General features: G+C 43.1%; 23 protein-coding genes. 3 read left to right on the top strand and 20 right to left on the bottom strand.

Annotation, left to right across the window (positions count from 1 at the left end; all coding sequences use genetic code 11):
• A partial coding sequence (locus C234_RS0105375) for a transposase (protein WP_027324930.1) occupies positions 1 to 272 on the top strand: 272 nt, incomplete at its 5' end.
• Here the strand turns inward: C234_RS0105375 and C234_RS16735 are convergent.
• From C234_RS16735 to C234_RS0105335, 8 genes are all read right to left on the bottom strand, one after another.
• Positions 251 to 1,087 (bottom strand): GLPGLI family protein, encoded by an 837-nt coding sequence (locus tag C234_RS16735; RefSeq protein WP_051290168.1) that lies wholly within the window; start codon positions 1,085 to 1,087, stop codon positions 251 to 253. The two genes, C234_RS0105375 and C234_RS16735, sit on opposite strands and share 22 nt — an antisense overlap.
• 46 nt (positions 1,088 to 1,133) lie before the next feature.
• Complete coding sequence (locus tag C234_RS16730) at positions 1,134 to 1,934, bottom strand: GLPGLI family protein (protein ID WP_051290167.1); 801 nt, start codon at positions 1,932 to 1,934, stop codon at positions 1,134 to 1,136.
• 57 nt (positions 1,935 to 1,991) lie between these two features.
• Positions 1,992 to 2,858: a GLPGLI family protein gene (locus tag C234_RS16725; RefSeq protein ID WP_051290166.1), complete on the bottom strand. Its 867-nt coding sequence runs from the start codon at positions 2,856 to 2,858 to the stop codon at positions 1,992 to 1,994.
• A 174-nt stretch (positions 2,859 to 3,032) separates the two neighbouring features.
• A complete protein-coding gene (locus C234_RS16720) occupies positions 3,033 to 3,893 on the bottom strand; it encodes a GLPGLI family protein (protein ID WP_081688116.1) in 861 nt (286 codons plus the stop codon).
• Positions 3,894 to 4,031: 138 nt separating this feature from the next.
• Positions 4,032 to 5,012, bottom strand: a complete 981-nt coding sequence (locus C234_RS15880) for a GLPGLI family protein (protein ID WP_034536967.1) — start codon at positions 5,010 to 5,012, stop codon at positions 4,032 to 4,034.
• An 83-nt stretch (positions 5,013 to 5,095) separates the two neighbouring features.
• Positions 5,096 to 5,929 (bottom strand): GLPGLI family protein, encoded by an 834-nt coding sequence (locus C234_RS16715; RefSeq protein ID WP_051290164.1) that lies wholly within the window; start codon positions 5,927 to 5,929, stop codon positions 5,096 to 5,098.
• Between the two features lie 116 nt (positions 5,930 to 6,045).
• The gene (locus tag C234_RS16710) at positions 6,046 to 6,870 is read right to left on the bottom strand and encodes a GLPGLI family protein (RefSeq protein ID WP_052001863.1); all 825 of its coding nucleotides are present in this window, start codon (positions 6,868 to 6,870) and stop codon (positions 6,046 to 6,048) included.
• A 124-nt stretch (positions 6,871 to 6,994) separates the two neighbouring features.
• Positions 6,995 to 7,273, bottom strand: a complete 279-nt coding sequence (locus C234_RS0105335; RefSeq protein ID WP_027324928.1) for a TIGR04149 family rSAM-modified RiPP — start codon at positions 7,271 to 7,273, stop codon at positions 6,995 to 6,997.
• A 10-nt stretch (positions 7,274 to 7,283) separates the two neighbouring features.
• On the opposite strand from C234_RS0105335, the gene C234_RS0105330 reads away from it, so the two are divergent.
• The gene (locus C234_RS0105330) at positions 7,284 to 8,120 is read left to right on the top strand and encodes a DUF4372 domain-containing protein (RefSeq protein ID WP_027324927.1); all 837 of its coding nucleotides are present in this window, start codon (positions 7,284 to 7,286) and stop codon (positions 8,118 to 8,120) included.
• Between the two features lie 185 nt (positions 8,121 to 8,305).
• Here C234_RS0105330 and C234_RS0105325 read toward each other — a convergent pair whose 3' ends face one another.
• The 12 genes from C234_RS0105325 to dnaB form a co-directional block, all read right to left on the bottom strand.
• The gene (locus C234_RS0105325) at positions 8,306 to 9,184 is read right to left on the bottom strand and encodes a GLPGLI family protein (RefSeq protein WP_158330236.1); all 879 of its coding nucleotides are present in this window, start codon (positions 9,182 to 9,184) and stop codon (positions 8,306 to 8,308) included.
• Between the two features lie 394 nt (positions 9,185 to 9,578).
• Positions 9,579 to 12,254: a TonB-dependent receptor gene (locus tag C234_RS0105320; protein ID WP_248596482.1), complete on the bottom strand. Its 2,676-nt coding sequence runs from the start codon at positions 12,252 to 12,254 to the stop codon at positions 9,579 to 9,581.
• 340 nt (positions 12,255 to 12,594) lie between these two features.
• Positions 12,595 to 13,908, bottom strand: coding sequence for a Na+/H+ antiporter NhaA (nhaA, locus tag C234_RS0105315; RefSeq protein WP_027324924.1), 1,314 nt, complete (start codon positions 13,906 to 13,908; stop codon positions 12,595 to 12,597).
• Between the two features lie 46 nt (positions 13,909 to 13,954).
• Positions 13,955 to 15,127 carry a cation:proton antiporter family protein gene (locus C234_RS0105310; protein ID WP_027324923.1) on the bottom strand — a complete coding sequence of 391 codons (1,173 nt, stop codon included), beginning with the start codon at positions 15,125 to 15,127 and terminating at the stop codon, positions 13,955 to 13,957.
• A gap of 136 nt (positions 15,128 to 15,263) precedes the next feature.
• A complete protein-coding gene (gene lepA, locus C234_RS0105305; RefSeq protein WP_021645631.1) occupies positions 15,264 to 17,045 on the bottom strand; it encodes a translation elongation factor 4 in 1,782 nt (593 codons plus the stop codon).
• 130 nt (positions 17,046 to 17,175) lie between these two features.
• Positions 17,176 to 17,376: a winged helix-turn-helix domain-containing protein gene (locus C234_RS0105300; RefSeq protein WP_021645630.1), complete on the bottom strand. Its 201-nt coding sequence runs from the start codon at positions 17,374 to 17,376 to the stop codon at positions 17,176 to 17,178.
• A gap of 154 nt (positions 17,377 to 17,530) precedes the next feature.
• Complete coding sequence (locus tag C234_RS0105295; protein WP_027324922.1) at positions 17,531 to 17,989, bottom strand: C-GCAxxG-C-C family protein; 459 nt, start codon at positions 17,987 to 17,989, stop codon at positions 17,531 to 17,533.
• A 4-nt stretch (positions 17,990 to 17,993) separates the two neighbouring features.
• Positions 17,994 to 18,761 (bottom strand): exodeoxyribonuclease III, encoded by a 768-nt coding sequence (locus tag C234_RS0105290; RefSeq protein WP_027324921.1) that lies wholly within the window; start codon positions 18,759 to 18,761, stop codon positions 17,994 to 17,996.
• 19 nt (positions 18,762 to 18,780) lie between these two features.
• Positions 18,781 to 20,034: an Nramp family divalent metal transporter gene (locus C234_RS0105285; protein WP_027324920.1), complete on the bottom strand. Its 1,254-nt coding sequence runs from the start codon at positions 20,032 to 20,034 to the stop codon at positions 18,781 to 18,783.
• A 160-nt stretch (positions 20,035 to 20,194) separates the two neighbouring features.
• On the bottom strand, positions 20,195 to 20,929 hold the full coding sequence (locus C234_RS0105280; RefSeq protein ID WP_021645626.1) for a YebC/PmpR family DNA-binding transcriptional regulator: 735 nt from the start codon (positions 20,927 to 20,929) through the stop codon (positions 20,195 to 20,197).
• A gap of 31 nt (positions 20,930 to 20,960) precedes the next feature.
• A complete protein-coding gene (pheT, locus tag C234_RS0105275; RefSeq protein WP_027324919.1) occupies positions 20,961 to 23,423 on the bottom strand; it encodes a phenylalanine--tRNA ligase subunit beta in 2,463 nt (820 codons plus the stop codon).
• A gap of 88 nt (positions 23,424 to 23,511) precedes the next feature.
• The gene (gene dnaB / locus C234_RS0105270; protein ID WP_027324918.1) at positions 23,512 to 25,065 is read right to left on the bottom strand and encodes a replicative DNA helicase; all 1,554 of its coding nucleotides are present in this window, start codon (positions 25,063 to 25,065) and stop codon (positions 23,512 to 23,514) included.
• 240 nt (positions 25,066 to 25,305) lie between these two features.
• Here dnaB and ispE point away from each other — a divergent pair, with 240 nt between their 5' ends.
• Positions 25,306 to 26,130 (top strand): 4-(cytidine 5'-diphospho)-2-C-methyl-D-erythritol kinase, encoded by an 825-nt coding sequence (ispE, locus tag C234_RS0105260; RefSeq protein ID WP_027324917.1) that lies wholly within the window; start codon positions 25,306 to 25,308, stop codon positions 26,128 to 26,130.
• The last annotated feature ends 45 nt before the right edge of the window (positions 26,131 to 26,175 follow it).

The raw sequence follows: 26,175 nt of genomic DNA, 5'->3' as shown, positions 1-26,175 counted from the left end.
AGGGCTATTTGGCATTTTGGTGCGATGTTGCCATTGATGCCAAGTTAGAACCGTTTCGCAAATTTGTAAACACCATCAAAGCACATTGGTCTGGTATAGTCTCTTATTTTGAGAATAGAGGCGTTACCAATGGTGTGCTAGAAGGTATTAACTCTAAAATTCAACTGGCCAAAAGAAGAGCTAGGGGATACAGCAACGTAGACAACTTCATAAGAATGATCTACTACATGTCGGGTAAACTTGACATGGCCTACCCACACGATTCGTTATAGGGCCATAATTTTTTATTGTCTATTTCTTTCCCTTCCGGTGTGAAAAATGCTACATGACGCCCCTGTGCCTCCAAAACAGTTGCGAAATTTTCATGTAGATTTTTAATGTAACTGTTTAGCTTTTTCCGGTTGGTGTCCACAAATTTTATTTTGTATTTCTCAATAAACTCTTGCTGCTTCGGTCGTTCAAGTCCTATGCATTTAAATACATAATGACCTCTGCTGTCAGAAACCTCGAGAATTAACCCCGGAAGTCCGGAAAATTTCCAAGGGCCTTCGTGTATCGGAATAGCTGGCGCAAACCAAGCTGTGTAGGTTCTGCCCAGATAGGTGGTGGTAGCAGCCTGACAAGAATAGTTGAGTATTTGTTTTCTTTGGTTAAGAATTTTCCAGACTTGCTTAGGAATACTTTCTATATAACGATAGGTGTTATGATCGGTCAATTTTACATTGACCTCCATTTGGTTCGTTTTTTTGTTTTTATAAATAATGGTGGCGGCAAGACCTCTGCCTTCTACATTAAATGCAGAACCTTTGGGAGCTTTCTTTTGCAGATTGTCTATGCCATAATACTGAGAATTCATCAATTTGGTATAGATATTCCCCAATGACAAAGTCAATTGATTGGTCAGTATAACATTCTTTTTTGTACTGTCAGGCAAAAAACTAAGTTCATAAGAAACCATAAGTTTGACAGTATCTATCACAACTTTCTCTTTTGTGTTGAAGGGAATAATACCTCCTGTACTTTGTGCATAAATGCTTTTAAAACTATATCCTAATATGATAAACAATATAATACTCTTCTTGCTCATAATATTTTATTTAGGGTTCACTAAATACCTTTCTTGGAGTTTAATTTCATTCTAATTCAATCGGATTGTAAGGAAAAGAAACGTTTTTACTCCCGTCTCCTCCTCTTACGGAAACATTGCTTCCGTACATAGCTTTTAAAAATGCGACAGGATTATCGTGATATCGTTTCATCGTTTTATTTAGTTTTATTCGATTTGTTCTTTCACTTTTTACGGAATATTTCACAATAGGTTCCTTCTGTGTCGACTTTTCAATTCCAACACACGAAAAACGATAATGTCCCCGGACGTCGGACACATCTAAAATAAATCCCGGCAGATTACCAAATTTCCAAGGGCCATTATTCACAGGTATCGCAAAAGTAAACCAAGCTTCGTAAGTCCTACCCAGATAATCACATACAGCCTTTTGGCATTGATATCCTTTTATTATTTTCTTTTCATTGGTTATTTTCCATTGGATATTCGGAATAGCTTCTTCATATTCCCATTTTCCTGACATATTCATTTGCACAACAGTCATTTTCCCTGCTTGAGTATTTTTTATAATCTCAATATCCCCAATTCCCCTACTGTCAATGTTTTTTTGAAAAGATTTTGTACGGTCTGTTTTTACTGCGTATTGCGAATTGAAAAACTTTGAATATTTATTGCCTATCAGTAAAACATGTTCACTATCCAAGGTTTTCATTCCATGCAAACTGTCCGGAATAAATTTTAGATGATACGTAAAACGGTAATTGGCACTATCCAACACGTTGAATTTCTGGTTGTCAAAAGGGGCTACTTGTGACCATGCACATAATGATGCCATTAAACAAATCACATTTAAAAATATTTTTTTCATATTTGATTACAGTTCAAGTTTATTTCACATAAAGATAAAGACAAATCTATTTCCATTTTATTCCAATTCAATAGGATTATAGGGATAGCTCAACAAATCAGCATTCGCTCCGCCTTTTATATGGATACCGCTTCCGGTCACGCTTTTAAAAAAGGCATTAGGCCTCTCATGCATATTCTTTATAAAGGGACGCATTTTCTCTCTTGTAGAGCTTTGATAATCCCATTTCCAATACTTGATAGGTTGCTTTTTCTTTAGTTTCTGTATGCCGATACATTGATACTCAAACTCGTTTTTATCATCGGAAACCTGTAATATCAATCCCGGAAGCCCATGGAATTTCCATGGTCCTTCAGATAGCGGTATTTCCGGTGTAAACCAAGCAATGTATGTTCTGCCTCGAAATGTGCATACAGCTTTCTGACATTGATAATTAAGAAGTGTTTTGCGATCGGAAAGCAATTCCCATTTAAATGTAGGCATAGGTTCTTCGTATTTCAAAACAGGACCGGTCATAAAGGTCCTGTACGAGACGGTCATTTTCCCTTTCGGATGATTTTTGTAAATATCTTCCGGTGATGCCAATCCTTGATATATAGGAATATTTCGTGTCCCTTTTTGGATTAGCATTGTACATACCGAATCATTATCAAACAGGTATTTGCTATACGTTTTAGACACATCGTTACCTATTTGCAGAATTTGTATATCCGTATTCCTATCATTAGTCGCTGTGCCACTTATAGCCTGCACTTCATAGGTTATGATGTAATTTGCAGAATCTAATACCATATATTTTGCATGACTTTGATATCCAGGTGGCATTTGTGCTTTTGCGTAATAGCGCACACACAGTAATGCCAAGAAGAACAGAAAGAGAAATTTTCTCATAAGTAAGTTTGCTTTTACCTTCATTTGTTCCATTTTTAATTATAATTTAAACAGATCGTAGTTTTTAATTGTTCCATATTTCGATTGCATCGTTTTCAAATGCTTTCTCAAAAGCGTTACAGTCCTTGCCAATAAAACGATGCAGACAAACTACAATTGGCAAAGGCAAAACAGCTCAAGTCGGTTTTATATAAAAGTTTTTTCATTTTACTCTAATTCAATGGGATTATAAATAAAAGTTAGTTGTTCTCTGTTGTTTATATCATTACCGTTTATCTCTCCAACGTAACCTTGGCCGGTTAACATTTGAGAAAAATGAGTGTGTAACTTTTTAATCACCTTATTTATTGATTCTCTATCTGTTTTTTCATATTTGGCATTGTATTCCACTATCGGTTTTTTATTTTTCATTTTTTCAATACCTATACACATAAAATGATACTCCTTTCTTTCATCAGATACATCTAAAATAAGCCCAGGCAATCCGTAGAATTTCCAAGGGCCCTCAGAGACGGGTATCTCAGGTGTAAACCATGCAATATATTTCCGTCCCAAATAAGTTGTCGTAGCTTTTTGACAAACGTAATTATGTATTTTCTTTTTCTCTGGTCCGATCAGCCATGATTGTCCTTGCAGGCTTTCGGCATAGGTATAAACAGTATTTCTTACACCAAAAAGCATAACTGTTACTTTCTGCATTTTGGATGTATATAGCTTGTAGATTTCCGTTCCTCCTAATCCAACGGCATCCATATTCCTAACCTCTCCTTTCTTATACTGTTCTTTCAGTGCACTTTCGTTATCCAAATAGAAATTATTAAAAAATTTAGAACACTTATTCCCTACAAGGAGAGCCATTATATTTGTCTCTTTCTTATTTTCCACCGTATCTCTCATGAAATTCAGCTGATATGTAAACAAATAATTGGCGGAATCTAACACGGTGTATTTTCTAACATCCAAAGGGGTAATGCGTCCTATCGGACTTTGAGCCAAGCAAACACATACATGTGCATATAGAAAAGTAGAAAGCGATAAAATGAATCTAAATTTAGACTGTTTTCTCATAAAGCTGCAAGTTTAAAGAATTCTCGAATGTTTCATATTTCGGCTGTATCGTTTCAGGCTATTTATTTAAGTGTTACGGCCCTTAAGGGAATAAATGCTCAAGTTAGTTTTACATAAAGCATGAATACCTTTTCCATTTTACTCTAATTCAATGGGATTATAAGGAAAAGACGAACTTCTTGTTCCACCTTTTACAGCCACAACTATCCCTCCCATACTTTCTATCATTGCAACAGGGTTTATATGTTCATTTTTAAACATTTTATTGAGCTTTTGTCGCGTCGTTTTTTCGTATTTGAAATTATAAACAACAATGGGCTCTTTTTTTGTCAATTCTTGTATTCCGATGCACTCAAACACGTAATGTTCACGGGTATCCGAAACTTGAAGAATTAATCCCGGAAGTCCGCCAAATTTCCAAGGGCCGTTGGGTATGGGAATTTGATGGGTAAACCACGCCGTATAATTTCTTCCCAAGTATCGAGTAGTCGCTTTTTGACAGGAATAGCCTTGTATTATTTTCTTTTCGGTACCAATTTCCCAGTTTTGAACAGGATAATCTTCCGTATATTCAAATTTACCTGTCATCCCCATTACTTTTACATTCATCTTGTTATTCGCTTTGTCTTTGAAGACTTCAGTTCCTCCAAGTCCTTGCATATTCATTCCTACAGCAGATCCTGCTGGAGCCGAAATATCGCTTTTGGACTTTTCGTATTCGGCATTATAGCTTTTGGATATTTTATCGCCAATCAACAGTATAAGTCTCTGTTCATCAACTTGCTGTCTCTTGGAGCTGTCCGGCATATATTTTAGACTATACGTGAAGCGATAATTGGCCAAGTCGATTTGGGTGCTCTTTGTCGGATCAAAATATCGCCCACCTCCTATACTTTGCGAAACTCCAGGGAAGCAATGAGCAAATATAATAAATCCAATGATTAATAACTTCTTCATATAATAATTACAACCATCTACAGAGTGTCCATTCGGACCTAATTTAACATAAGCACAAGAGCATGAGCAACCCCAAGAGCCTCCTCCTTTCAATTCTTTTATCTCCCGATTAGCCAAACTGTTTCCGGCCAATTTATTCAATTTAAATTGCTGAAGTCTCATGCCTTAAGTTATTTGTTTTTTCATTTTACGGTTAGCCAAACTGTTTTCAGCTGATTTATAAGGTTTAACTTTAATATCGCAATTTATTCCAATTCGATGGGGTTGTAAGGGTATGAAATCTTTTTTACTTCGGCTTCGCTTTTCCCGGGATAACGTAATTTGGTGCCAATACTTACTGCAAAATCAGCCGGTTGTTGATGCATCCGTTTTATCATTGAGTTCAGTTTTTCTCGATTTGTTTTTTGTGTATCCCATTCCCAAAAGACAATCGGTGTTTTCTTCTTTGGTTTCTGTATCCCAATACAAGTGTATGAATAATGATTCTGCGCATCAACTATTTGAAGAATTAAGCCCGGTAAACCTGCGAATTTATACGGCCCCTCTTTTATTGGAATTTCCGGAGTAAACCATGCCTCGTAGACTCGTCCTCGAAAAGAAGTTGTAGCTTTTTGGCAAGTATATCCCAGTATTGTTTGTTTCTCTGTAAACACTTTCCATTCAAAAGTTGGGATATTTTCCACATATTCCATAATGGGGCCACTCATAAAAGTACGATATACCACTGTATTTTCCCCCTTAGGATAGTTTTTGTAAACAATTACAGGTGGAACTAACTCTTGAAACAATGGAACTGCTCTTGTTCCTTTTTTTGTCAAAATAGAATTTATTGAATCCGCTTGATAAAGTAATTTACTGTACGACTTTAAAATTTTATTTCCTACTTCTAATACGACTATGTCTTTAGCCGGCTTCTTTGACTCTTCCGGATTATTAACAATAGTCAATTCGTATGTAACAAAATAATTTATAGTATCAATAACCGTGTATTTATCTATGCTTACCGGAATAACAGGTAATTGGGCATTGGTCGGCAAGAACCAGCATAATCCTACAAGGAATAAATATATTTTTCTCATTGGGGTATCAAATTTATCGTTTAAGTTTTATATTAATGTTACTTCAAAACTCACCTGAGGGAGTGTTGGCTAAGCACCTTTTTTATATCACCGGGGCTTAAATATTCTTTTCATACTTATTCTAATTCTATGGGATTATATGGGAAAGTCAACGTCTTCGTATCTCCGTGAAACTTCACACCTGTCGATTGAAAAAACAAGGTCGGATTTTTGTAAAAACTACGCAATAATTTATTCATTTTGATTCGTTCTATTTCTTGAAATTTCCATTTCCAAAGTTTAATGGGAGCTTTTTGTTTTAAACGTTCAATACCAACGCACTTGTACGTATAATGTTGCTGCATATCATTTATCTCCAAAATTAATCCTGGTAAGCCATTAAACTTATAAGGCCCTTCTTTCAATGGTATTTCTGGAGCAAACCAAGCTTCATATGTACGACCGCGAAATTCTGTAATCGCTTTTTGACAGTTATATGAAAGTATCCTCTTTCTTTCCGGCAATAACTTCCACTGAAAAAAAATCGCGGGTTCTTCATATCTAAATATAGGACCTGAAAAAAAAGTTCTATGTGTGACAGTCTGTTTTCCGATGGGATAATTCCTATACACTTCTACTGGTGGAACTAATTCTTGAAACCACGGGCTGGATTTTGCTCCTTTTTTTAACATAGCCGTAGAAATTGAGTCACCCTTAAAAAGCAATAAACTATAGGTCTTAGACAAGTCTTTTCCTATTTGTAATATGTGGGTATCCGTTGTAATCTTATTTGGTTTTGCCGGATCATTTATAATAGCAACATCGTAAGTTATAATATAGCTGGCAGAGTCTATGACTGTGTATTTATCTGTCATTTGAGGGGCCGGAGCAAATTGTGCTGACAACTGAATGTTACAAGCAGCAAAAAAAATCATACATAAGAAGGCTCTCACAATATTCATTTCACTGATTTTTAAAGATACTAAAGAGATTTATTTCCTGTATATGGAGTGTAGGTATTCTCACATCCGGGGCTATAATATCCGGATTTAGCACTTACCGCCAAATTAGCTCCGGAATGTAGAATTACCAGATTTGTCTTTCATAACACCAACCACAATCACAACACGCAGCATCACCGCCTTTCAAATCATTCATTTCCCGATTAGCCAAACTGTTTTCGACTAATTTATTCAATTTATTTTTTTCAAGTTTCATATCTGCAATTCTTTTAATGTTTATTGATTTTTTATTAGTGTCCACTAAAATCGCTAAGCGTTCTTTGAGATTATTGATATTTAGATAATTGTAGAAAAAATCCGAGAGAACGGACTTGAATTGGCAAGGACCACAATCTTTTTTCATATCTTATGATATGTTTAAAGATAAGTATGTATTCGCTCAACTTACATCCTTCTTGGATAGAAGCAAGTTTAATCGTATTGTGGCCAAGTATCAAGGCGACAAATACGTCAAGTCCTTCACCTATTGGAATCAACTCCTCGCTATGATGTTTGGCGGGCTTTGTAATCGTGAAGGTCTTCGAGACCTCATAGTTGCATTACAAGCACATCAAGAGAAGTGGTACCATCTTGGATTGGGTAAATCCGTTACTCGTAGCAATCTTTCGAAAGCTAATGAAAACAGAGATTACCATATCTTTGAAGACTTCGCATACTACATGGTCGAGCAAGCTAGAACAAAACCTATCAAATGGAGAAGACGAATGCCTAAAAATGTCCTTTCCGACTCAGAAGGGATATTGACTGTTTATAAGTCCTCAAAGGACTATCCAATCAAAATCCGTAAGGTTGAGTATTGGGATGAAGAACAGAATTGTCAATTCGTTTTCCTTACAAATGCTTTTGATTTGACCGCACTTCAAGTTGCCCTACTTTATAAAAACAGATGGCAGGTCGAGTTATTTTTCAAATGGCTCAAGCAACATCTGAAGATAAAAAAGTTTTGGAGAACGTCAGAGAATGCAGTACGAATCCAGGTCTATTGCGTCATCATATCGTACTGTTTTGTTGCTGTCGTTCAGCACGACATGCAACTGGAAAGAAGCATATATGAGGTACTTCAGATCCTTAGCATTTCACTTACCGACAAGTTTCATTTGGTTGATTTCTTCAGTCAATCTAAATTCAATAATGTCAAAGATCAAAGTGGTCTTGATGGACTTAGTTTGTTTGATAATTTTAATTTTTAATCTGTCCGATAATTTTTAGTGGACACTAGTGTTTCCATAATTACAATATAAACAATCTAAGTTACAGGCATCTGTTATCTCGAAAGTTATTTGTGGAGTATTCGCTAGTGCGAACTTAATGTCTTCTGGTTTTAAGAATGATTTAATCTTTGGCATAATTCCTTGCTTTTTAATATGTTATTATTTTATTGTAGCTCAATCGGGTTGTATGGATAATTCATTTTCTTTCTCGCTTCTATTGGATCTCCTCCTATAGCTTGACCTATGCTGATACAATAATTATAAGTATTGAGGTACATTCTTTTTTTTAATTTTTGCAATTGCTCTCTAGTGATAGTTTTATAATCCCATAACCAAAATTTAATCAAGCGTTGGCTTTTAGTTTTTTGAATCCCAATGCATTCAAAAACAAAATTATCTTGAATTTCTTTAATAGATAAGATTAGTCCCGGAAGCCCTCCAAATTTCCATGGTCCATTAGAAATAGGAATATCATTTGTAAACCAGGCTTCATAATCTCTACCTCTAAAATTTGTGGTAGCTCTTTGACAAGAATAGGATAAAATTTTCTTTTTTTCCGGTCGTAAAGTCCAATCCATAAGATTGCTATCTTCTTCGTACTGGTAAATAGGTCCAGTGAGTATAGAACGAAAAATAATCTTACTCGTTTTTGTATTGAGATTTTTATATACATCCTCTAAAGGTATACTTTCTTTTGCTGTAGGGAGAACACTGGCTCCTTTTTTTAGCCATTCTGTACTTGTTGAGTCAGCATCAAATAAAACCTTAGAGTAGGATTTGGAAAAGTCTTTACCCACTTCAACAATTATAATATCATGTCCCCTTTTTAAATTTTGAGGATCTTTTATGAAACTTAATTCATACGTTATTACATAATCTGCATTGCCTAGAACTTTGTACTTATCTAAGCTTTGTGGCATAGGTACTGGTTGAGCATAGGCACTTATACAAAAAATTGTTAAAGCAATTATATGCCCAATTTTTATATTTCCTAAATAAGTACATATTTTAGTTATATGTTTTATAATTTTTATTTTTTGCATCTGAAGAAATTTTATAATAAGACCTGGATACATTTTCAAAAAGTCACAATCACACAATCAAAAAGACTTTTCTATTCAAGCTCACAAGGCTACAGCCTTAGAAAATACAATATTTGATACGTAATGTAAAAAACTCCAAGATAGTTGAGATGGTTATGCTAAATCATCTCAACTTAATCTTTTGAAGTTTCATATCTGTAAAATTTTAATTAATAAATGTTTTTCGTATCGTTTTATGGGATTTCCATACAAAAATCTCCAAGCCCTTACCAATCAAACAATGCAAGTGAAAATCTCAAAATCGGTAAGGGATAGAACAAGCCAAGTTTGTTTTGCACAAGAAGTGAATATTATTTTTAGTTACTCTCATGGTCTCAAAATATTGAGTTTGTTCTCATAATAATCTGAACCTCACTTTCAGCATTACCGCCATCGGCCGGATGCCGTATTCGGAATAGTACGAATTTAGCGCACCATAAGATGCCGAAACGTATTTTTCCGTATTGAAAATGTTTGTCCAATCGAGCGAATAACGCACGCCTCCATTCACATACGTCAAGCCCAAATCGGCAAGCGAGAAGTTCTTGTCGCCCTGAATGGCGCTGTTATAATAATGTTCCAACGAACCGTTCAGGCTTATGCCCAACGGCAGCGAGATGTCTATTACGGCTCGGTGCGTAAGCGATTGTATCGGCTCAAAACTCTCTCCCGAACTGACCTTTCCCTTGCTGCGTCCCCACGATATTTTATATTCTGTGAGAAACCAACGAAACGGCTTTAAGTTTACCGACGCGCTTGCGTTTGTCCATTGGCTTTTATAGGTCACCAACTTACTTTGACGCATTTGTTCGCTTGCGGATTTTCCCCACGATGCGTCTGCCGAAACGACCAATGCCTTCCAGTCAAAACCTTTGCTCATCCGTCCGTTTACCGAAAAAGAATTACCGCCGTTGGATTGCATGGCGACTTGAGTTACGGACAACAGCCCGTCGAAGGTTTGAGCGTACATCCCTTCGCTATGGTAGCGATTGAACGAAATGCCGCCGCCCGCAAAAAACATATCTAAAATGTTCTTGTAAGATAAACCGAGCGAAGCGAATAAACTGTTTGAATCAAAAAGTTGTGTGTCATATCTGTTGATGCTGCGATAGTTTTGCAGGATATAGCCTGTATAAAGCGACGCGAGTCCGGGTGTCCGGGTGTAATATCCTGCCCCGCCGTTGGCTTCCAGCTGATTGGTGAAATTGTATCGTGCCGAAAGAGACGGTTGGAAATAAAATTTGCCGACATGCAACGTTTTATCATTCGTCTGCCGGTCATTCATGGAGGTGTACCGATACGTAACAGGCATAAAAAAGCTGATTTTCAGATTATCTCCGTTGTATGTCGCGTCAAGCGAGATACCGGCATTCATACGCGTCCAAGTTATGTCATTTCGCATTTCGGCATTCAGAACCGGATGAATAACGTTGCTATTGTCCGTTGTTTCCATATCGGAACGCAATGTTTGATGTTCAACATTGACGTTTGCCGTCGGGTTAATCCGCACATTACCTATCACTGCCGCCGATAGAAACGAAAATCTGTTGTTCGACGCGAAAGCGTTGTATCGCACGTTTTGCGAAAGAGCGGCGTATTCATTGCCTGCGTTTATAAGGTCAGGGTACAATCCCGGAGTAATGCGCAAGTGATGCGGCTGTGTGCGATAGGCGTTCCGGAGCATCAACTCTACGCCCTTCTCATTTTCTCCGCGTTTTATCCAATGGGTAACATTATTAGCGAAAAAACTTTTGTTATCCAACCGTTGTCCTATCGTTTGCCGAGTGTTTACTTCCCCCGAAGCGTCGTCCCAACTTCCCGAAACGTTGAGAAAATTATTGAAGTAGTTGCGGTCTTTGTTTAAGTTGTATCGAAGTTCCGTTTCAATGTTATTGGTCCTGTTTCGGGTCGAAATATCTTCTTCGATGATTTTTACATCTTCTCCCGGCAGTACGTATGATGTCCGGGCAAAGCTGTGGCGCCGGTCTTCGTTGTTGAAATAAATCAGATTGACGTTTACTTCGGCATCGTTTTTCAACTTGAACAGGTTGTTTGCCGTAGCTGCATGCGATGTGTTGAAGTTGTACCGCTCAAAACGTATGGATGGAGGCGAAGGCTGTTGCACGCCCGTCATTTGCAGTCCTCCGATAAGGTTGTCGGCGGTAAAAGAGCGCAATTCTTTGTTTACATCCGTACCGTTGTTGTTGGTTTTATAGGTAAACAGGTGCTGACGTCCTTTGGCGAAATACATCCCGGTAAGTTCTTCCTGCCACAAAAAGCTTTTATCGGTGCCTAATCCCAACATGGCCATCATACTGAAAATGCCTTTTTTGCTTTCCTTTATTTTCAGATTGATTGCCGCATCATTGGAAAATTGCGTTTTTTCCAATGCTTTTATGGGTTGATGATTCTCGAGAACTTGTACGGTCGCTATATCATTGGCGGAAATATTGTTGGTTGCAATGCCGTAGCGACCTTGCAACATATCGAGATTCTCAATATAAAACTTATTGATAGGCTTGCCTTTGTAGGTGATCTGCCCGCTTTCTTTCACATCGATACCGGGCATTTTCTTCAACACATCGCCAATGACAATGTCTTTTTTATCTTTGAAAGCCGCAACGGAATAATTGATGGTGTCTTTTTCGCCCCACATTTTGATTGGTTTTACAACCACCTCCCGAAGGGTAATGCTGCCTTCTTCTGTCGTAAAAGTAACGGTCTGGCTTTTGTTTTCCACGCGCTTGATTTGCCGCTTGATATCAAATGCGGATATGGTGATTAGCAGATGCGGACTGTTGCCTTTGTAAGAGAGTTTGTAATTCCCTTTTTCGTCCGTGAAGCTGTAATCCACTATGGCGCTGTCTGCCGGAAGCATCAGCATTACGGATATGTCGGGCAAGCCTTTATTGCCTTTGTCGATTACTCTTCCGGTTATGACCGTTTGGGAAAACGAAGGAAGCGTACTGCACAATAACAGCAGCCACCATGTTGGAATGAATATTTGTTTGTAAAAACAATGATTATCCATGTGATCAAGTATCAGAAATAAGAATGACACAAAGATATATTTTAAAAGCTAAAAACAAAATTCATCCGATAAATCCGTACTTTCTTTTAGTAAAAATTTATATGACTGTAAAAAGACCCAAAAAAGGCGGCGGGCTTTGAAAGTAAACACGCACGGGCTTTGAAAAAAAGGCGGCGGGCTTTGAAAGCAAACACGGCGGACTTTTTTTCAAAGCCCGCCGCCTTTTTAGACAGCTATGAAGTTCTTTCTCAGAAAAGATTCTTTTGCTATTGCACCCTAAAGCTGCTGCCGGCAATCGAGGGTGAAGAAGAGCTGAACAGACGTTACCAAGGACTAAAAATCAATCCCCGCGGTGAAGCACCGACCGAAGAAGCAGATAGCCCAAGACACCTGAAAGAATGGAACCGGAGAGGACTCCGAATTTAGCCTGATTCAGCAATACCGGATAATCGACGCCGAACGAGAGATTGGCTATGAAAAGAGAAACGGTAAAACCGATACCTCCCAGCAGAGATACCCCGGCAAGGTTGGTCCAGTTCATGCCTTCGGGCATGGTAGTGACACGTAACTTGATAGCCAATCCGGTAAACAGATAAATCCCGATGAATTTTCCAAGCAGAAGGCTGAGGGTAACCGCCATGCTGACATGACCTATCAAACTATCTCCGCCACCGAATACAACGCCTGCATTGACAAAAGCGAAAAGCGGAAGGATGAAATAGTTTACCGCCCCATGCAGGTTGTCTTCCAACGACTGAAGGGGGCTGATCACGCGGTCGGAAGCAGACTCCACTTCTTTCAGTTTGGCAATCTGCTCGTTAGTCAACACGATACTTTCCGACTCCATTTCAGGAAATTCGGAAATCGTATGACGGATACGTTCGATATATCTTCCGACATCAAGACGGGGCTTGGCAGGAATCACAAAGGCCAGAAGAACTCCCGATATGGTGCTGTGGATGCCTGATTGAAGGAAGAGATACCAAATCAGCACACCGATAATCAGGAAAAAGATCTTATTGTTCGTACCGCGTTGACCAATCAGATAGAGTACTAAAAACAGAAGGGCGGCAATCAACAAATAATCTACTAAAATATGAGAGCTGTAGAATATGGCAATCACCAGAATACCGCCGATATCGTCGACTACGGCAAAAGCGGTCAGGAATATCTTCAAAGACAAAGGAACACGATTGCCGAGCAAACTCAATACGCCCAAAGAGAAAGCGATATCGGTTGCCATCGGGATAGCCATTCCTCCACCTCCTTCAGTGCCCGGAGGGCAAATAAACGTATAAATAAGTACCGGGAGTAGCATACCGCCACAAGCGGCAATGAAAGGAAGAACTGCTTTACCGAAAGAAGAAAGCTCGCCTACCAATAACTCACGTTTAATTTCCAATCCCACCATCAAAAAGAAAATGGTCATCAAACCGTCATTGATAAACTCGATAACCCGAAGATTTTCTCCACCGTGTGAGAGCAGGTTCAATCGTCCGATCTGAAGATTGAGTTCGTGATTCAAAAATTCTTGATAAGCCGGAGCAAAAGAAGAATTGGCAATAACAGCAGCGGCAATAGCTGCCACGAATAGAAGGATACTCGCCGCAATATCTGACGACGAGAATTTCCGAAGATTCCTAAAAACTGACATATTACAAATTATTTTTATATAATGCCCTCAAATATAGTCATTTGTTTTAACCTCTATAGCTTATTAATGCTAATTTTTTGACCCATACGACAAATATACCAGTTAAAATCAAATTTAACACCAATGTAAGCACTGAAATCACCAATGCAGGACCTCCCAAATGATAACCTAACGCAATAAAAATAATTCCGGCGCCTACTTCACCGCGGGTAAACATGCCGATAGAAAGTGCCAAACGCTCTCTCAACTTCCTGTTACGATAGAAAAAAACAGGACAAAGCTTGCCGATATTCGACAGAAGTGAAACAACGAGTACATGGAAAAGAATCATTTCCCAAGACATCATAGGCTGCGAACCGGTGAGCGAATGTATGCCCGAATGATTCTCGGCAACACCCATAAAGTAGGGCATGCTCATACCCACCAGAAACATGAAGAGAAAAGAAATGCCGCTAGCGACTTTTTGTTCGGCCGGGCTATCATGGTTTTTATGCTTCATGACCATACCGAGCACGAAAGCGGGCAACAGCACTTCGATATGAATACTGCCTTCCGCCCCGTACAATTCTTTAGTTCCCAGATAGAGCAGATGGGTAGAAAGGAAAATCAAGACGGAATAAAAAAGAATGGCTTTCCAGTCTTGACGCAGATCGTATTTATTGAGTTGTTTCCAGCCCAAAGACAAAAGCAAAAATACGATGAACACAACAATAATAAGTTGCCAACGCATGCCGATCATCATTATCTGAAGCGGAATCATCAGGAGAATCGTATCCAAATCGTCGAAAATAGCCAATACCTGTATCTTCTTATAGATCCAACTGGCCTTCAGTCCGATGGCAGCGAGCATGGTAAACAGAATACCTGCCGAAGTAGGCGCGGCGAAACGGCTCAGGAGAAGATTCTCTTTCCATGCGCCCGAATGGTTCCAATACTCGGGAGGCATCAGCACGAATACATAATACACCGCAAGCAGAAGCCAGGGAAGCGCGGCTGTCACCATGGCGATCAGATAATCTTCGGCATAGCTTTTCCAACGCGACTTGTCGAGTACGAACTCCCGCCCCACATTAATCATTATAAAACTAAGACAGACATAAAGCAGTACATTCAACACGGATTTCACTGTTCCATAATCTTCTCCTGCCATTGCAGGAAGAAATTGCGAGATAATGAGCCCCAGCATCAGGAAGCCCGAAAAAGACAGAACTTTTCTCATATTTTACTTATTATTGTTGTTTTAAATAAAGCAGTTGCCACGGAAAGCTCTGCAGACAAAAGGCAACTATTATAAAATAATAAAACAGCAAGAGAATTTGTTCGGGACAATCCGGACAAATTTCTTGCTGTAATCGTTAATCGAGTTTCAACACGGCGAGGAATGCCTTCTGAGGAACTTCCACATTACCGATCTGTTTCATTCTCTTTTTCCCTTTCTTTTGTTTTTCGAGCAACTTGCGCTTACGGCTCACATCTCCGCCATAACACTTGGCTGTGACATCTTTTCGAACCGCCTTTATCGTCTCGCGGGCGATGATCTTGGCTCCGATGGCTGCCTGAATGGCTATCTCGAATTGCTGGCGGGGAATCAGTTCTTTCAGTTTCTCGCACATCCGGCGCCCCATGTCGTAAGCGTTGTCGAAATGCGTCAGTGTGGAAAGCGCGTCTACCGGCTCGCCGTTCAGAAGGATGTCGAGCTTCACCAGCTTGGAGGTATGGAACCCGCTCGGATGATAGTCGAACGAGGCATAGCCTTTCGAAATGCTCTTCAGCTTGTCGTAGAAGTCGATCACGATTTCTCCCAAAGGCATCTTATAGAAAAGCTCCACGCGGTTGCCCGATATATACTCTTGTTTGAGCAACTCTCCCCGCTTGCCGAGACAGAGTGTCATGATAGGCCCTATGTAGTCGGTGGTGGTAATGATAGACGCTTTAATATAAGGCTCTTCGATATGGTCTATCAGCGTGGGGTCGGGCATGCCACCGGGGTTGTGCACCTCTTTCACCCCACCCTGCTTATCGTATATCAGGTAAGAAACGTTCGGCACCGTGGTAATCACATTCATATCGAACTCGCGGTCGAGACGTTCCTGTACGATCTCCATGTGAAGCAATCCCAAGAATCCGCAACGGAAACCGAATCCCAACGCCAACGACGACTCGGGCTGGAAAGTCAGCGAAGCGTCGTTCAGTTGCAGCTTCTCCAAGGAGGCGCGCAAGTCTTCGAAATCTTCCGCTTCGATGGGATACACCCCGGCAAACACCATCGGCTTCACCTCTTCGAATCCGGCAATGGCCTTCGCACACGGACGGGCAATATGCGTAATCGTGTCGCCCACTTTCACCTCTTTCGAGGTTTTGATGCCCGAAATAATATATCCCACATCGCCGGTGCGGAGTTCTTTACGCGGAACCATATCCATCTTGAGAACTCCTACCTCATCGGCGTCATACTCCTTGCCTGTATTGAAGAATTTCACTTTATCGCCGGTGCGGATCACTCCGTTTTCAACCTTGAAGTAAGCGATGATTCCCCGGAAAGAATTAAATACGGAGTCGAAGATCAACGCCTGCAACGGAGCTTCTTCATCGCCTTCGGGATGAGGAATACGTTCGATGACCGCTTCCAGGATCTCTTCGATTCCCATACCCGTCTTTCCCGAAGCGCGAATAATCTCCTCGCGCTTGCAACCCAGCAACTCTACAATCTCGTCTTCCACCTCTTCGGGCATGGCGCTTGCCATGTCGCATTTGTTGATGATGGGAATAATCTCCAAATCATGCTCGATTGCCATGTAGAGGTTCGAAATGGTCTGGGCCTGCACCCCCTGCGACGCGTCTACAATGAGCAACGCCCCTTCACAGGCGGCGATGGAACGGGATACTTCGTACGAGAAATCGACATGTCCCGGAGTGTCGATGAGGTTGAGCACATACTTCTCTCCTTTATAAGTGTACTCCATCTGAATGGCATGACTTTTAATCGTGATGCCTCTCTCCTTCTCCAGATCCATACTGTCGAGCATCTGTCCGTTCGTCACCTGGATAGTGTGCGTAAATTCCAGCAGACGGTCGGCCAATGTAGATTTACCGTGGTCGATATGGGCAATGATGCAAAAGTTGCGGATATTTTTCATTCTATATTTCTGTTATTTTTATCTTTTTAGAGCGCAAATATACGTAAATGAAAGAAAATAAAAAAATGCGTTGATTACATTTAATACCATGTACCAACGCATTTTTTTATTGCTTAAGTGAGTTACTCGCTTAGACCAATTTGAAGAAGAGTTCACCTTCAACTTCTGCCACAGAGACTTTGTCTTCTCTCAACAGCCAACCAAGGCCGAGGAACAAATCTTTGTCAACCAGCTTGGCAGCTTTTTTCAGTTGCTTAGCAGTCATACCTTCTGTTCCGTTCAACGCGTTCCAGATCTTGCCTGCCATTTCACCTGCTTTTTCTTTCAACATTTACTTTGAAGTTTTAAGTTAGACATGCCGATAAAAATCATCCGGCCGAAGCTTTCAGATTTTATATCGGAGGCAAAGATAGTTATTTTCATGCTATATAACACGTGAATCAGCAATTTTTTATTAAAATTGTAACAAAAAGATGTTTTTTCGTTTATTTCGGATGCTTTTCGAGGTATTCCGCCCAAATACGGGCAGCTTCTTCCACCATTTTAGCGCAAGGTCTTTTGGCGTAATAGTGCGGCGTTCGCTCTTCGGGAAGAGACGATAGCGATTCTTTTTTATTCAGTCCGAGCAACTCTCTGCAAATCAACGAGCCGTTTCGTTTCTTAAACTCCGCCGCCAACTCCTGTACCAAGGCATAAGTGGCAGCTTTTCCCGCGCGGTCGGAAGCTTCAATGGTTCCCTTTTCCAAACCGGCAATCAGAAACATGCCGCATGCCGCTCCGCATGTCTCGCGCATACGACCTATGCCGCCTCCGAAAGCGGCTCCCATACGTAGGGCTTGCTGTTCGGTAAAGCCATACATATCGGCAAAAGCAGCCACTACAGACTGCGAGCAGTTGTATCCGCTCTTGAAAAGAGCGACTGCTTTTTCTACTCTATCTTCCATTTCTTCATTCATGTTCTATTTCCAACAGCATCGGACAGTGGTCGGAATGCACAGCTTCGTTCAAAATAGCCGCAGCTTTCAGCATGGGGCGCACCGATTCTGTCGTCATGCAATAATCAATCCGCCATCCTTTGTTCTTGGCTCTCGAGTTAAACCGATAGCTCCACCAGGTATACTCCTGCTTTTGGGGATGCAACAGGCGGAACGTATCGATAAACCCGGCCGACAGGAATCGCGTCATCCACTCCCGCTCTTCGGGAAGAAATCCGCTGTTTTTGGCATTTCGTATCGGATCGTGAATATCTATCGGCTCATGACAGATGTTATAGTCGCCGCAAAGCACCAGATTGGGGCGCGACTCGCGCAACTTCGTCACATAATCCTGATACGCTTCGAGCCAAACCATTTTAAAGGCCTGACGCTCGTCTCCGCTGGTTCCCGAAGGATGGTAAACGCTCACCACCGACAAATCTCCGAAATCGGCGCGGATAAAACGTCCTTCACGATCGTACACGTCGATTCCCATTCCGTATTCCACATGATCGGGCATTCGCTTCGTCAAGATAGCCACTCCGCTATAGCCTTTCTTCTCCGCGCAATGAAGGTAAGAGTGGTAACCCAGCGCTTCAAACATTAGCTCAGGATACTGGTCGGGCTGAAGTTTTGTCTCCTGCAGACAAACCACATCCGGATTTTCTCGCTCGAGCCACTCCGCAAAACCTTTTCCGACAGCGGCACGCAATCCGTTTACGTTGTATGTGATAATTTTCATTTTTCTATTCTTTTTATATTCAAGCAAACAGTAACATGATATTCAGCGCAGACACGATGGCGGCAATGGTATATAGCACGAAGGTGCTCCACCGGCTGTTGACATAGTCGCCCATCACTTTCCGCGAGGAGGTGAGCCCCACTTGCAAAAACACCGTGAAAGGCAGTTGGACGCTCAAAATCATTTGCGAAACGATCAGTCCCTTAAAGGGATCGCCGATAAAGAAAATGAGCAGCAAGGCTACACCCAACGACAAAAGAATGCCCACTTGCGAGTGACTGTCTTTTACATGATACGACTCGCCGAAAATACCGGCAAATATAGAACCCGCAGCCATCCCGCTCGTTATGGTAGACGAAACGCCCGCCATGAGCAAAGCCAACGCAAACACTATCGCCGCATTATTGCCCAACAGAGGCTCCAGGAGAGACTTGGCCTGTTGCAGCTCCTCCACCTGAATGCCGCTCTTGAAGAAAGTGGCGGCAGCCAGCAGAATCATGGCGCTGTTGATGGCCCATCCCACAATCATGGAGAAAAGCGTGTCAAACAATTCATATTTCAGCACTTTCCTGATGGAAGCCTCGTCTTGCTTGTTGTACTCATGGCTTTGTATCACCTCCGAATGCAAAAACAGGTTATGAGGCATTACCACCGCTCCCAACACGCTCATAATGATGAGCATGCTCCCTTTCGGGATAGAGGGAGTCACCCATCCGGCAGTGGCTGCCTGCCAATCGATTTCCACTAGGAAAAGTTCGTAAATAAACGAAAGTCCGATGACCGAAACAAAAGCGATAATCGAACGCTCTATCTTTTTATAAGAATTGGTAAACAGCATGATCGAAACAAACAGCGCGGTGAGTACCGACCCCCAGATGATGGGTATATCGAACAACATCTGCAACGCGATAGCGCCTCCCAGTATCTCCGCCAACGAAGTGGAGATGGAAGCCAGCACGGCGGTTCCGAGAACAGGACGGGATATCCATTTGGGCGTATATTTCGTAGCGGCTTCCGAAAGACAAAGCCCGGTGACAATGCCAAGGTGCGCCACGTTGTGCTGAAGAATAATCAGCATAACGGTAGAGAGCGTCACCACCCACAGCAACGAATAACCGAACTCCGATCCTGCCGCAAAATTGGAAGCCCAGTTTCCCGGATCGATAAATCCCACCGTCACCAATAATCCGGGACCGATGTATTTAAAAACGTCCAACCCTCCGAGATAACGTTTATGGTCTCTTCTTTTTAAGTCTTGAAAAATATTTTTTATCATTCTATCCTTTTTATTATTTCTCTTGAAAAGTATTCGTAATAGAACGGCAGAGATAAACGTTTTGTTCAAAAAAGAACAGCCTTCGGCAACCGAGGTCCACCAAAGGCTGTTCTTGCTTTCAACGAAAGGAATGTCCCGAAAATCGGTTTTTAAAAAGTTACTCTTCGCCTTCGGGTTTCATGTTGGTATAAACGGTTTGCACGTCGTCGAACTCTTCCAGACGCTCCACCATCTTGTCCAAAGTCTCACGCTGTTCCGCAGTCACGTCCTTCAGGTCGTTGGGGATATACGTAAAGTCACCGCCTACATCCTCGAACCCGCACTCTTCCAGATGCTTCTGAATAGCCGCATAGCTCTTCGGATCGCCGTAAATGGTGATTGTTCCCTCTTCCTCGTCCTCTTCGAACTCGTCTTCCACATCATAGTCGATCAGATCCAGAATCAGTTCTTCCATATCGATGCCCTCTTTCTTTTTGAAAGTGAACATGCATTTGTGGTCGAAAAGGAACGCCAACGATCCCATTGTTCCCAGATTCCCGCCGAACTTATTGAAAACCGATCGCACATCGGCCACCGTGCGGGTGGGATTGTCGGTCAACGTGTCTACGAACACCGCTACCCCGTGAGGCCCGTATCCTTCGTAAGTCATGCTCTTGTAGTCGCTCTGGTCTTTCCCCATCGCGTTTTTAATCGCGCGGTCTATATTATCCTTCGGCATGTTCTCACGTTTCGCGTTCGCGATAATGGCACGCAGCGTAGGGTTATTTTCAGGTTCCGGTCCGCCGGCTTTCACGGCAATCGCAATCTGTTTGCCGATTTTGGTAAACGTACGGGCCATGTGACCCCATCTTTTCAGTTTCGCGGCTTTTCTATATTCAAATGCTCTTCCCATTGGTTTATATTTATTTATTCTAAAACTTTATTTATCTCAATTTCGCTCCCAATTTGTCTTCCAGATTCTTCACCAGCTTCGACATGATTTTATCGATCATCTTATCGTTCAGCGTCTGTGTTTCATCCTGAAGCATGAAGCTCACCGCATACGATTTTTTTCCCGCTTCGAGGTTTTTCCCTTCGTACACATCGAAAAGTTCCACTTCTTTCAGCAGCTTCTTTTCGGTTTCGTAAGCAATCTTTTCAATCTCGGCAAAACGGACGTTTTTGTCGATCAACAACGCCAAATCGCGTTTCACAGCCGGGAATTTCGAAATCTCCTTATAACTGATTTTCACCGAACGCACGGCTTTCATCAATTCGTTCCAGTTGAGATCGGCATAATACACCTCATTGTCGATATCGAACGCTTTCAGCAATTTACGGGTCACCACGCCGAACGAGGCCAGGCGTTTTCCTCCCCGCGTGTTGACCGACAGCGCGGCGGCAAATACATCATCCGTCAGATTGCCGATTACCAGATTATGCAAATCCAAACCCAAACGCTTCAATATGTTCTCCACATACGCTTTCAGGTCGTACACCGAACTCTCTTCGTCGGGATGCGCCCACGAGTTGGAAACATTCTTTCCGGTCACCCACAGTCCCAGATGGTAATTCTCGGAGTAAGGGGCCAACACCTTCTCGGCGTTTTTCTTTTCACCGTCGAAATAATAGCAATTACCGAATTCGAAGAATTTCAAATCGGCATTTTTACGGTTGGCATTGTGGGCAATACTTTCCAGACCTCCGAACAACAACGTCTGACGCATGGCATTAAGGTCGGCGCTCAACGGGTTCATCAGCATCACCAGCCGTTGCGGCGGATAAGCTTCCAGCCCGTCGTAATAAGCGGCACGGGTCAGCGAATTGTTGAGTATTTCATTGAACCCGCATCCCACCAACTGCTCGGCAACCAGGTTCTGCAATTTGTTCGATTTATCGTGCTCGCCCTTCGTCGTCAGGCTCGACTTCAGTGTCGACGGAATCTCCACATTGTTGTATCCGTAGATGCGGAGGATATCTTCAATCACGTCGCAGTCGCGCTGCACGTCCACCCGGTAAGGGGGAACCGCCAACGTCAGTCCTTCCGGCGTCTCATTCATAATCTTCATCTCCAGGGCGGTTACGATGTTCTTCACGGTTTCCGCAGGAATCGCTTTGCCGATCAGGGTATTCACCTTTTCGTACGGCAGCTCCACCACGAAGTCTTCCGCCGGAGCAGCGCATACGTCTTTGATTTCAGAAGAAATGCTACCGCCCGCCAGCTCTTTAATCATCAGAGCCGCCAGTTTCAGGCAATAGACCACGCCGTTCGGATCGATTCCGCGTTCGAAACGGAACGAAGCGTCCGTATTCAAACCATGGCGGCGGGCAGTCTTGCGCACCCACGTAGGATGGAAATAAGCGCTCTCGATGAATACATCGGTGGTGGTTTCCGTAGAACCCGAATCCAAGCCGCCGAACACACCGGCAATGCACATCCCTTCCTCGCTGTTGCAAATCATCAGGTCGCGTTCATTCAGTTTGCGTTCCACGCCGTCCAGCGTGACGAACGAGGTACCTTCGGGCATTGTTTTCACAACCACTTCGTTGCCTTTTATCTTGCCGGCATCGAAGCAATGCAGCGGCTGACCGAATGCATGAACGATATAATTCGTGATATCCACCACATTATTAATAGGGCGTATACCGATCAGACGCAGTTTGTTCTGCAACCATTCGGGACTCTCCTTCACCGTCACTCCTTTCACGGTTACACCGGCGTAATGCGGACAGGCTTCGCTGTTCTCCACCTTCACCGCAATATCCAAATCATGGTTTTCCACCTTGAATCCTTCCACCGACGGACGTTTCAGTGTCGTCTTTTTTCCGCTCTGAATCAGGTAAGCGTACAGGTCGCGCGCTACCCCGTAATGCGAACAGGCATCGGCACGGTTGGGCGTGATATCCACCTCGAGCACGTAGTCGCTTTTTATGTTGTAGTAATCTTTGGCAAGCGTACCGGGCACGGCATCCGCAGGCAGCACAATGATTCCGTCATGGCTCGTACCGATACCGATTTCATCTTCCGCACATATCATACCGATCGACTCCACACCGCGGATTTTCGATTTCTTGATGGTAAAGCATTCGTCTCCGTCGTAAAGCTTCGTCCCCAAGGTGGCGACAACCACTTTCTGACCGGCAGCCACGTTCGGTGCGCCGCATACGATTTGTACAGGATCACCCTCTCCCAAATTAACGGTAGTAATATGCAGGTGATCGGAGTTGGGATGCTCCACGCAAGTCAGCACCTCGCCGATGACCAGTCCCTCCAGACCGCCTTTCACGGTCTGCACTTCTTCTACACCACCTGTTTCCAAGCCGATAGAGGTCAACGCCGCAGCCGTCTCTTCGGGAGTCAGCTCAAAATCGACATACTCTTTCAGCCAGTTATAAGAGATATTCATATCATCATTAATTTTATATTGTTTCTCAAAAGACTTGCAAAGTTAATAAGATTTTTCGGTTGGCGGGAAACGTTTACAGAGAAAATTATTAAAAAGGCAACGGCCCGTCGCCCGGCGCTCCGAACGGATTGTCCGTCTGCGGAACAAAATCCGGTGAAGGCGGAAGAGGCGCGGAACCCGAATTCAGTTTCGATCCCAGCATGGCTCCCGCAGGATCGCCCGGCATGGGAATCACCATATCGTCCTCCGGATTCGAGAAGCGGGTAAACTCCCCTTTGAATCGAAGCAACACATCGCCCACCGCACCGTTACGATGCTTGGCAATAATAATCTCCGCCATGCCGCGAAGGTCATTTCCACGGTCGTCCTGATAAATTTTATAGTATTCGGGACGGTGGATGAAACAAACCATATCGGCATCCTGCTCTATTGCTCCCGATTCACGCAGGTCGCTCAACTGCGGACGCTTCCCGTCGATACCTTCCCGGTTCTCCACCCCACGGTTCAACTGCGACAGGGCGATGATGGGGATATTCAGTTCCTTCGCCAATCCCTTCAGCGAGCGTGAGATCGTACTCACCTCTTCCTGACGGCTTCCGAAAGCCATGCCGCTGGCGTTCATCAACTGAAGGTAGTCGATAATAATCACACGCACACCGTGTTCGCGTACCAGCCGGCGCGCCTTTGTGCGAAGCTCGAAAACGGACAACGAAGGGGTATCGTCCACATACAGCGGAGCATCCAGCAGATCCTTCAGTTTATAGTCCAACTGCTGCCACTCGTAACTTGCCAACTGTCCGCTCTTGATTTTCTCGCTCGGAATCTCGCAGACGTTCGATATCAGACGATTCACCAGCTGCACATTGCTCATCTCGAGAGAGAATAAAGCTACCGGATTCCTGTAATTCACGGCAATATTCTTCGCCATGGAAAGAACGAAAGCCGTTTTACCCATTGCGGGACGGGCGGCAATGATAATCAGATCGGAATTCTGCCAACCCGAAGTCATCTTGTCGAGTTTGGTAAAGCCGCTCTCCAAACCGCTCAACCCATCCGTCCGCGCGGCAGCCTTCTGAATCAGCTTATACGCTTCGTCAATCACCGGATTGATCTGGGTATAGTCTTTCTTCATGTTCTGCTGCGAAATCTCGAACAGCTTGCCTTCCGCTTCCTGCATCAGATCGTCCACGTCCAGCGTCTCGTCGAATGCCTTGCTCTGAATATGACTCGTAAACGTTATCAGTTCGCGTGCCAACGCTTTCTGCGCAATGATCCGGGCATGATACTCGATGTGCGCCGAAGAAGCCACCTTGCTGCTTAGCTGAGTGATGTAGAACGGACCTCCCACTTCCTCCAGGTCCCCGCGCTTGCTGAGCTGCTCCTTCACCGTGAGAATGTCCACCGGCTTCTGATTTACCGCCAGATCGGTAATAGCAGCGTAGATCAACTGATGCCGGCGTTCGTAAAAAGAGTCCGGACGCAGGATTTCGCTCACCAGCGAATAAGCGTCTTTCTCAATCATCAAAGCGCCCAATACCGCTTCTTCCAGCTCCGGAGCCTGCGGTTGAAGGCGGCCATAATCATTGACCGGTTGTACTTTTGTCGATTTTGTGCTACGGGTATTTCTTCTTTGTTCGGCCATCCAGACAGTTGAGATTTTACAATTTACAATATACGATTCACTAAATTAGCAAGACTCATAAAAATCTTCTCCCACGTAAGGGATGACAAAGATAAAACATAATAACGAAGAATAGTAGCGGGCATCAAAGTTTTTATTATTTTTGCATTCACAAGCATTGTTCATTATTCGGTTCATAAATGCCGTACAGGCAATGCCGGTCAGTAACGGCCGACTGTCAATAATCAATCTTCAACTGTCATGATCTGTTTTCCGAACGCTAAAATAAATTTAGGACTGTCTGTCACAGAAAAACGCCCCGACGGATACCACAACCTCGAAACTGTTTTTTACCCTGTCGCATTGGAAGATGCGTTGGAAATCAACACTTCATCCCGAAACGGAGAAAAATTCCGGCTCACGCAGTATGGAACCAAGATTGCCGGCAACCCCGAAGACAATTTGGTAATCAAAGCCTGCAAACTACTCGACAACGATTTCGACCTCCCTCCGCTCGATATCCGTCTCTATAAGCACATCCCTTCGGGAGCAGGACTGGGCGGCGGGTCGTCCGACGCGGCATTTACGCTCAAGCTCCTTAATGAGTATTGCCGGCTTCATCTGTCCGAAGAGAGTTTGGAAACCTATGCCGCCATGCTGGGTGCCGATTGCACTTTTTTTATCCGCAACAGGCCCACCTTTGCCGAAGGCATCGGCAATCGGTTCTCACCGGTATCCCTTTCACTCAAAGGATACCGCATAGCAATCGTCAAGCCCGATGTTTTTGTCTCCACCCGCGAAGCTTTTTCAGCCATCCGCCCGCACCGCCCGCAGTATGCGGTGAAAGAAACGGTCTCCCTTCCCGTGCGCGAATGGAAAGAGAAGCTGGTCAACGATTTCGAGGCAAGCGTATTTCCGCAATACCCCGTCATCGGTGAAATCAAACGGGAACTTTACCGCTCGGGTGCCGTTTATGCGTCGATGAGCGGCTCCGGCTCTTCAGTGTTCGGGCTTTTCGAGCCGGAAGCCATCATCCCCTCTTTCTCTTTTGGCCCCGAAACATTTACTTTTCAAGGAGTGCTATGAGAGTAGCTGAAAAGTCAAGGAATCAAAAAGAAAAACCTCTTTTTT

Source organism: Bacteroides pyogenes DSM 20611 = JCM 6294, from assembly GCF_000428105.1.
GTDB classification, from domain to species: Bacteria; Bacteroidota; Bacteroidia; order Bacteroidales; family Bacteroidaceae; genus Bacteroides; species Bacteroides pyogenes.
The sequence above is the reverse complement of the archived record's forward strand: the minus strand, read 5'-3'. Positions and strand labels throughout refer to the sequence as shown.

Coding starts and splice junctions, on each gene's coding strand:
- C234_RS0105335 (WP_027324928.1), bottom strand. CDS start 7,273: ATGAAAAAAGATTGTGGTCCTTGCCAATTCAAGTCCGTTCTCTCGGAT.
- C234_RS16725 (WP_051290166.1), bottom strand. CDS start 2,858: ATGGAACAAATGAAGGTAAAAGCAAACTTACTTATGAGAAAATTTCTC.
- C234_RS0105310 (WP_027324923.1), bottom strand. CDS start 15,127: ATGAGAAAAGTTCTGTCTTTTTCGGGCTTCCTGATGCTGGGGCTCATT.
- C234_RS0105295 (WP_027324922.1), bottom strand. CDS start 17,989: ATGGAAGATAGAGTAGAAAAAGCAGTCGCTCTTTTCAAGAGCGGATAC.
- C234_RS15880 (WP_034536967.1), bottom strand. CDS start 5,012: ATGAGACTTCAGCAATTTAAATTGAATAAATTGGCCGGAAACAGTTTG.
- nhaA (WP_027324924.1), bottom strand. CDS start 13,908: ATGTCAGTTTTTAGGAATCTTCGGAAATTCTCGTCGTCAGATATTGCG.
- C234_RS0105330 (WP_027324927.1), top strand. CDS start 7,284: ATGTTTAAAGATAAGTATGTATTCGCTCAACTTACATCCTTCTTGGAT.
- C234_RS16735 (WP_051290168.1), bottom strand. CDS start 1,087: ATGAGCAAGAAGAGTATTATATTGTTTATCATATTAGGATATAGTTTT.
- lepA (WP_021645631.1), bottom strand. CDS start 17,045: ATGAAAAATATCCGCAACTTTTGCATCATTGCCCATATCGACCACGGT.
- ispE (WP_027324917.1), top strand. CDS start 25,306: ATGATCTGTTTTCCGAACGCTAAAATAAATTTAGGACTGTCTGTCACA.
- C234_RS0105325 (WP_158330236.1), bottom strand. CDS start 9,184: ATGCAAAAAATAAAAATTATAAAACATATAACTAAAATATGTACTTAT.
- pheT (WP_027324919.1), bottom strand. CDS start 23,423: ATGAATATCTCTTATAACTGGCTGAAAGAGTATGTCGATTTTGAGCTG.
- C234_RS0105290 (WP_027324921.1), bottom strand. CDS start 18,761: ATGAAAATTATCACATACAACGTAAACGGATTGCGTGCCGCTGTCGGA.
- C234_RS0105320 (WP_248596482.1), bottom strand. CDS start 12,254: ATGGATAATCATTGTTTTTACAAACAAATATTCATTCCAACATGGTGG.
- C234_RS16710 (WP_052001863.1), bottom strand. CDS start 6,870: ATGAATATTGTGAGAGCCTTCTTATGTATGATTTTTTTTGCTGCTTGT.
- dnaB (WP_027324918.1), bottom strand. CDS start 25,065: ATGGCCGAACAAAGAAGAAATACCCGTAGCACAAAATCGACAAAAGTA.
- C234_RS0105280 (WP_021645626.1), bottom strand. CDS start 20,929: ATGGGAAGAGCATTTGAATATAGAAAAGCCGCGAAACTGAAAAGATGG.
- C234_RS16730 (WP_051290167.1), bottom strand. CDS start 1,934: ATGAAAAAAATATTTTTAAATGTGATTTGTTTAATGGCATCATTATGT.
- C234_RS16720 (WP_081688116.1), bottom strand. CDS start 3,893: ATGAGAAAACAGTCTAAATTTAGATTCATTTTATCGCTTTCTACTTTT.
- C234_RS0105300 (WP_021645630.1), bottom strand. CDS start 17,376: ATGTTGAAAGAAAAAGCAGGTGAAATGGCAGGCAAGATCTGGAACGCG.
- C234_RS16715 (WP_051290164.1), bottom strand. CDS start 5,929: ATGAGAAAAATATATTTATTCCTTGTAGGATTATGCTGGTTCTTGCCG.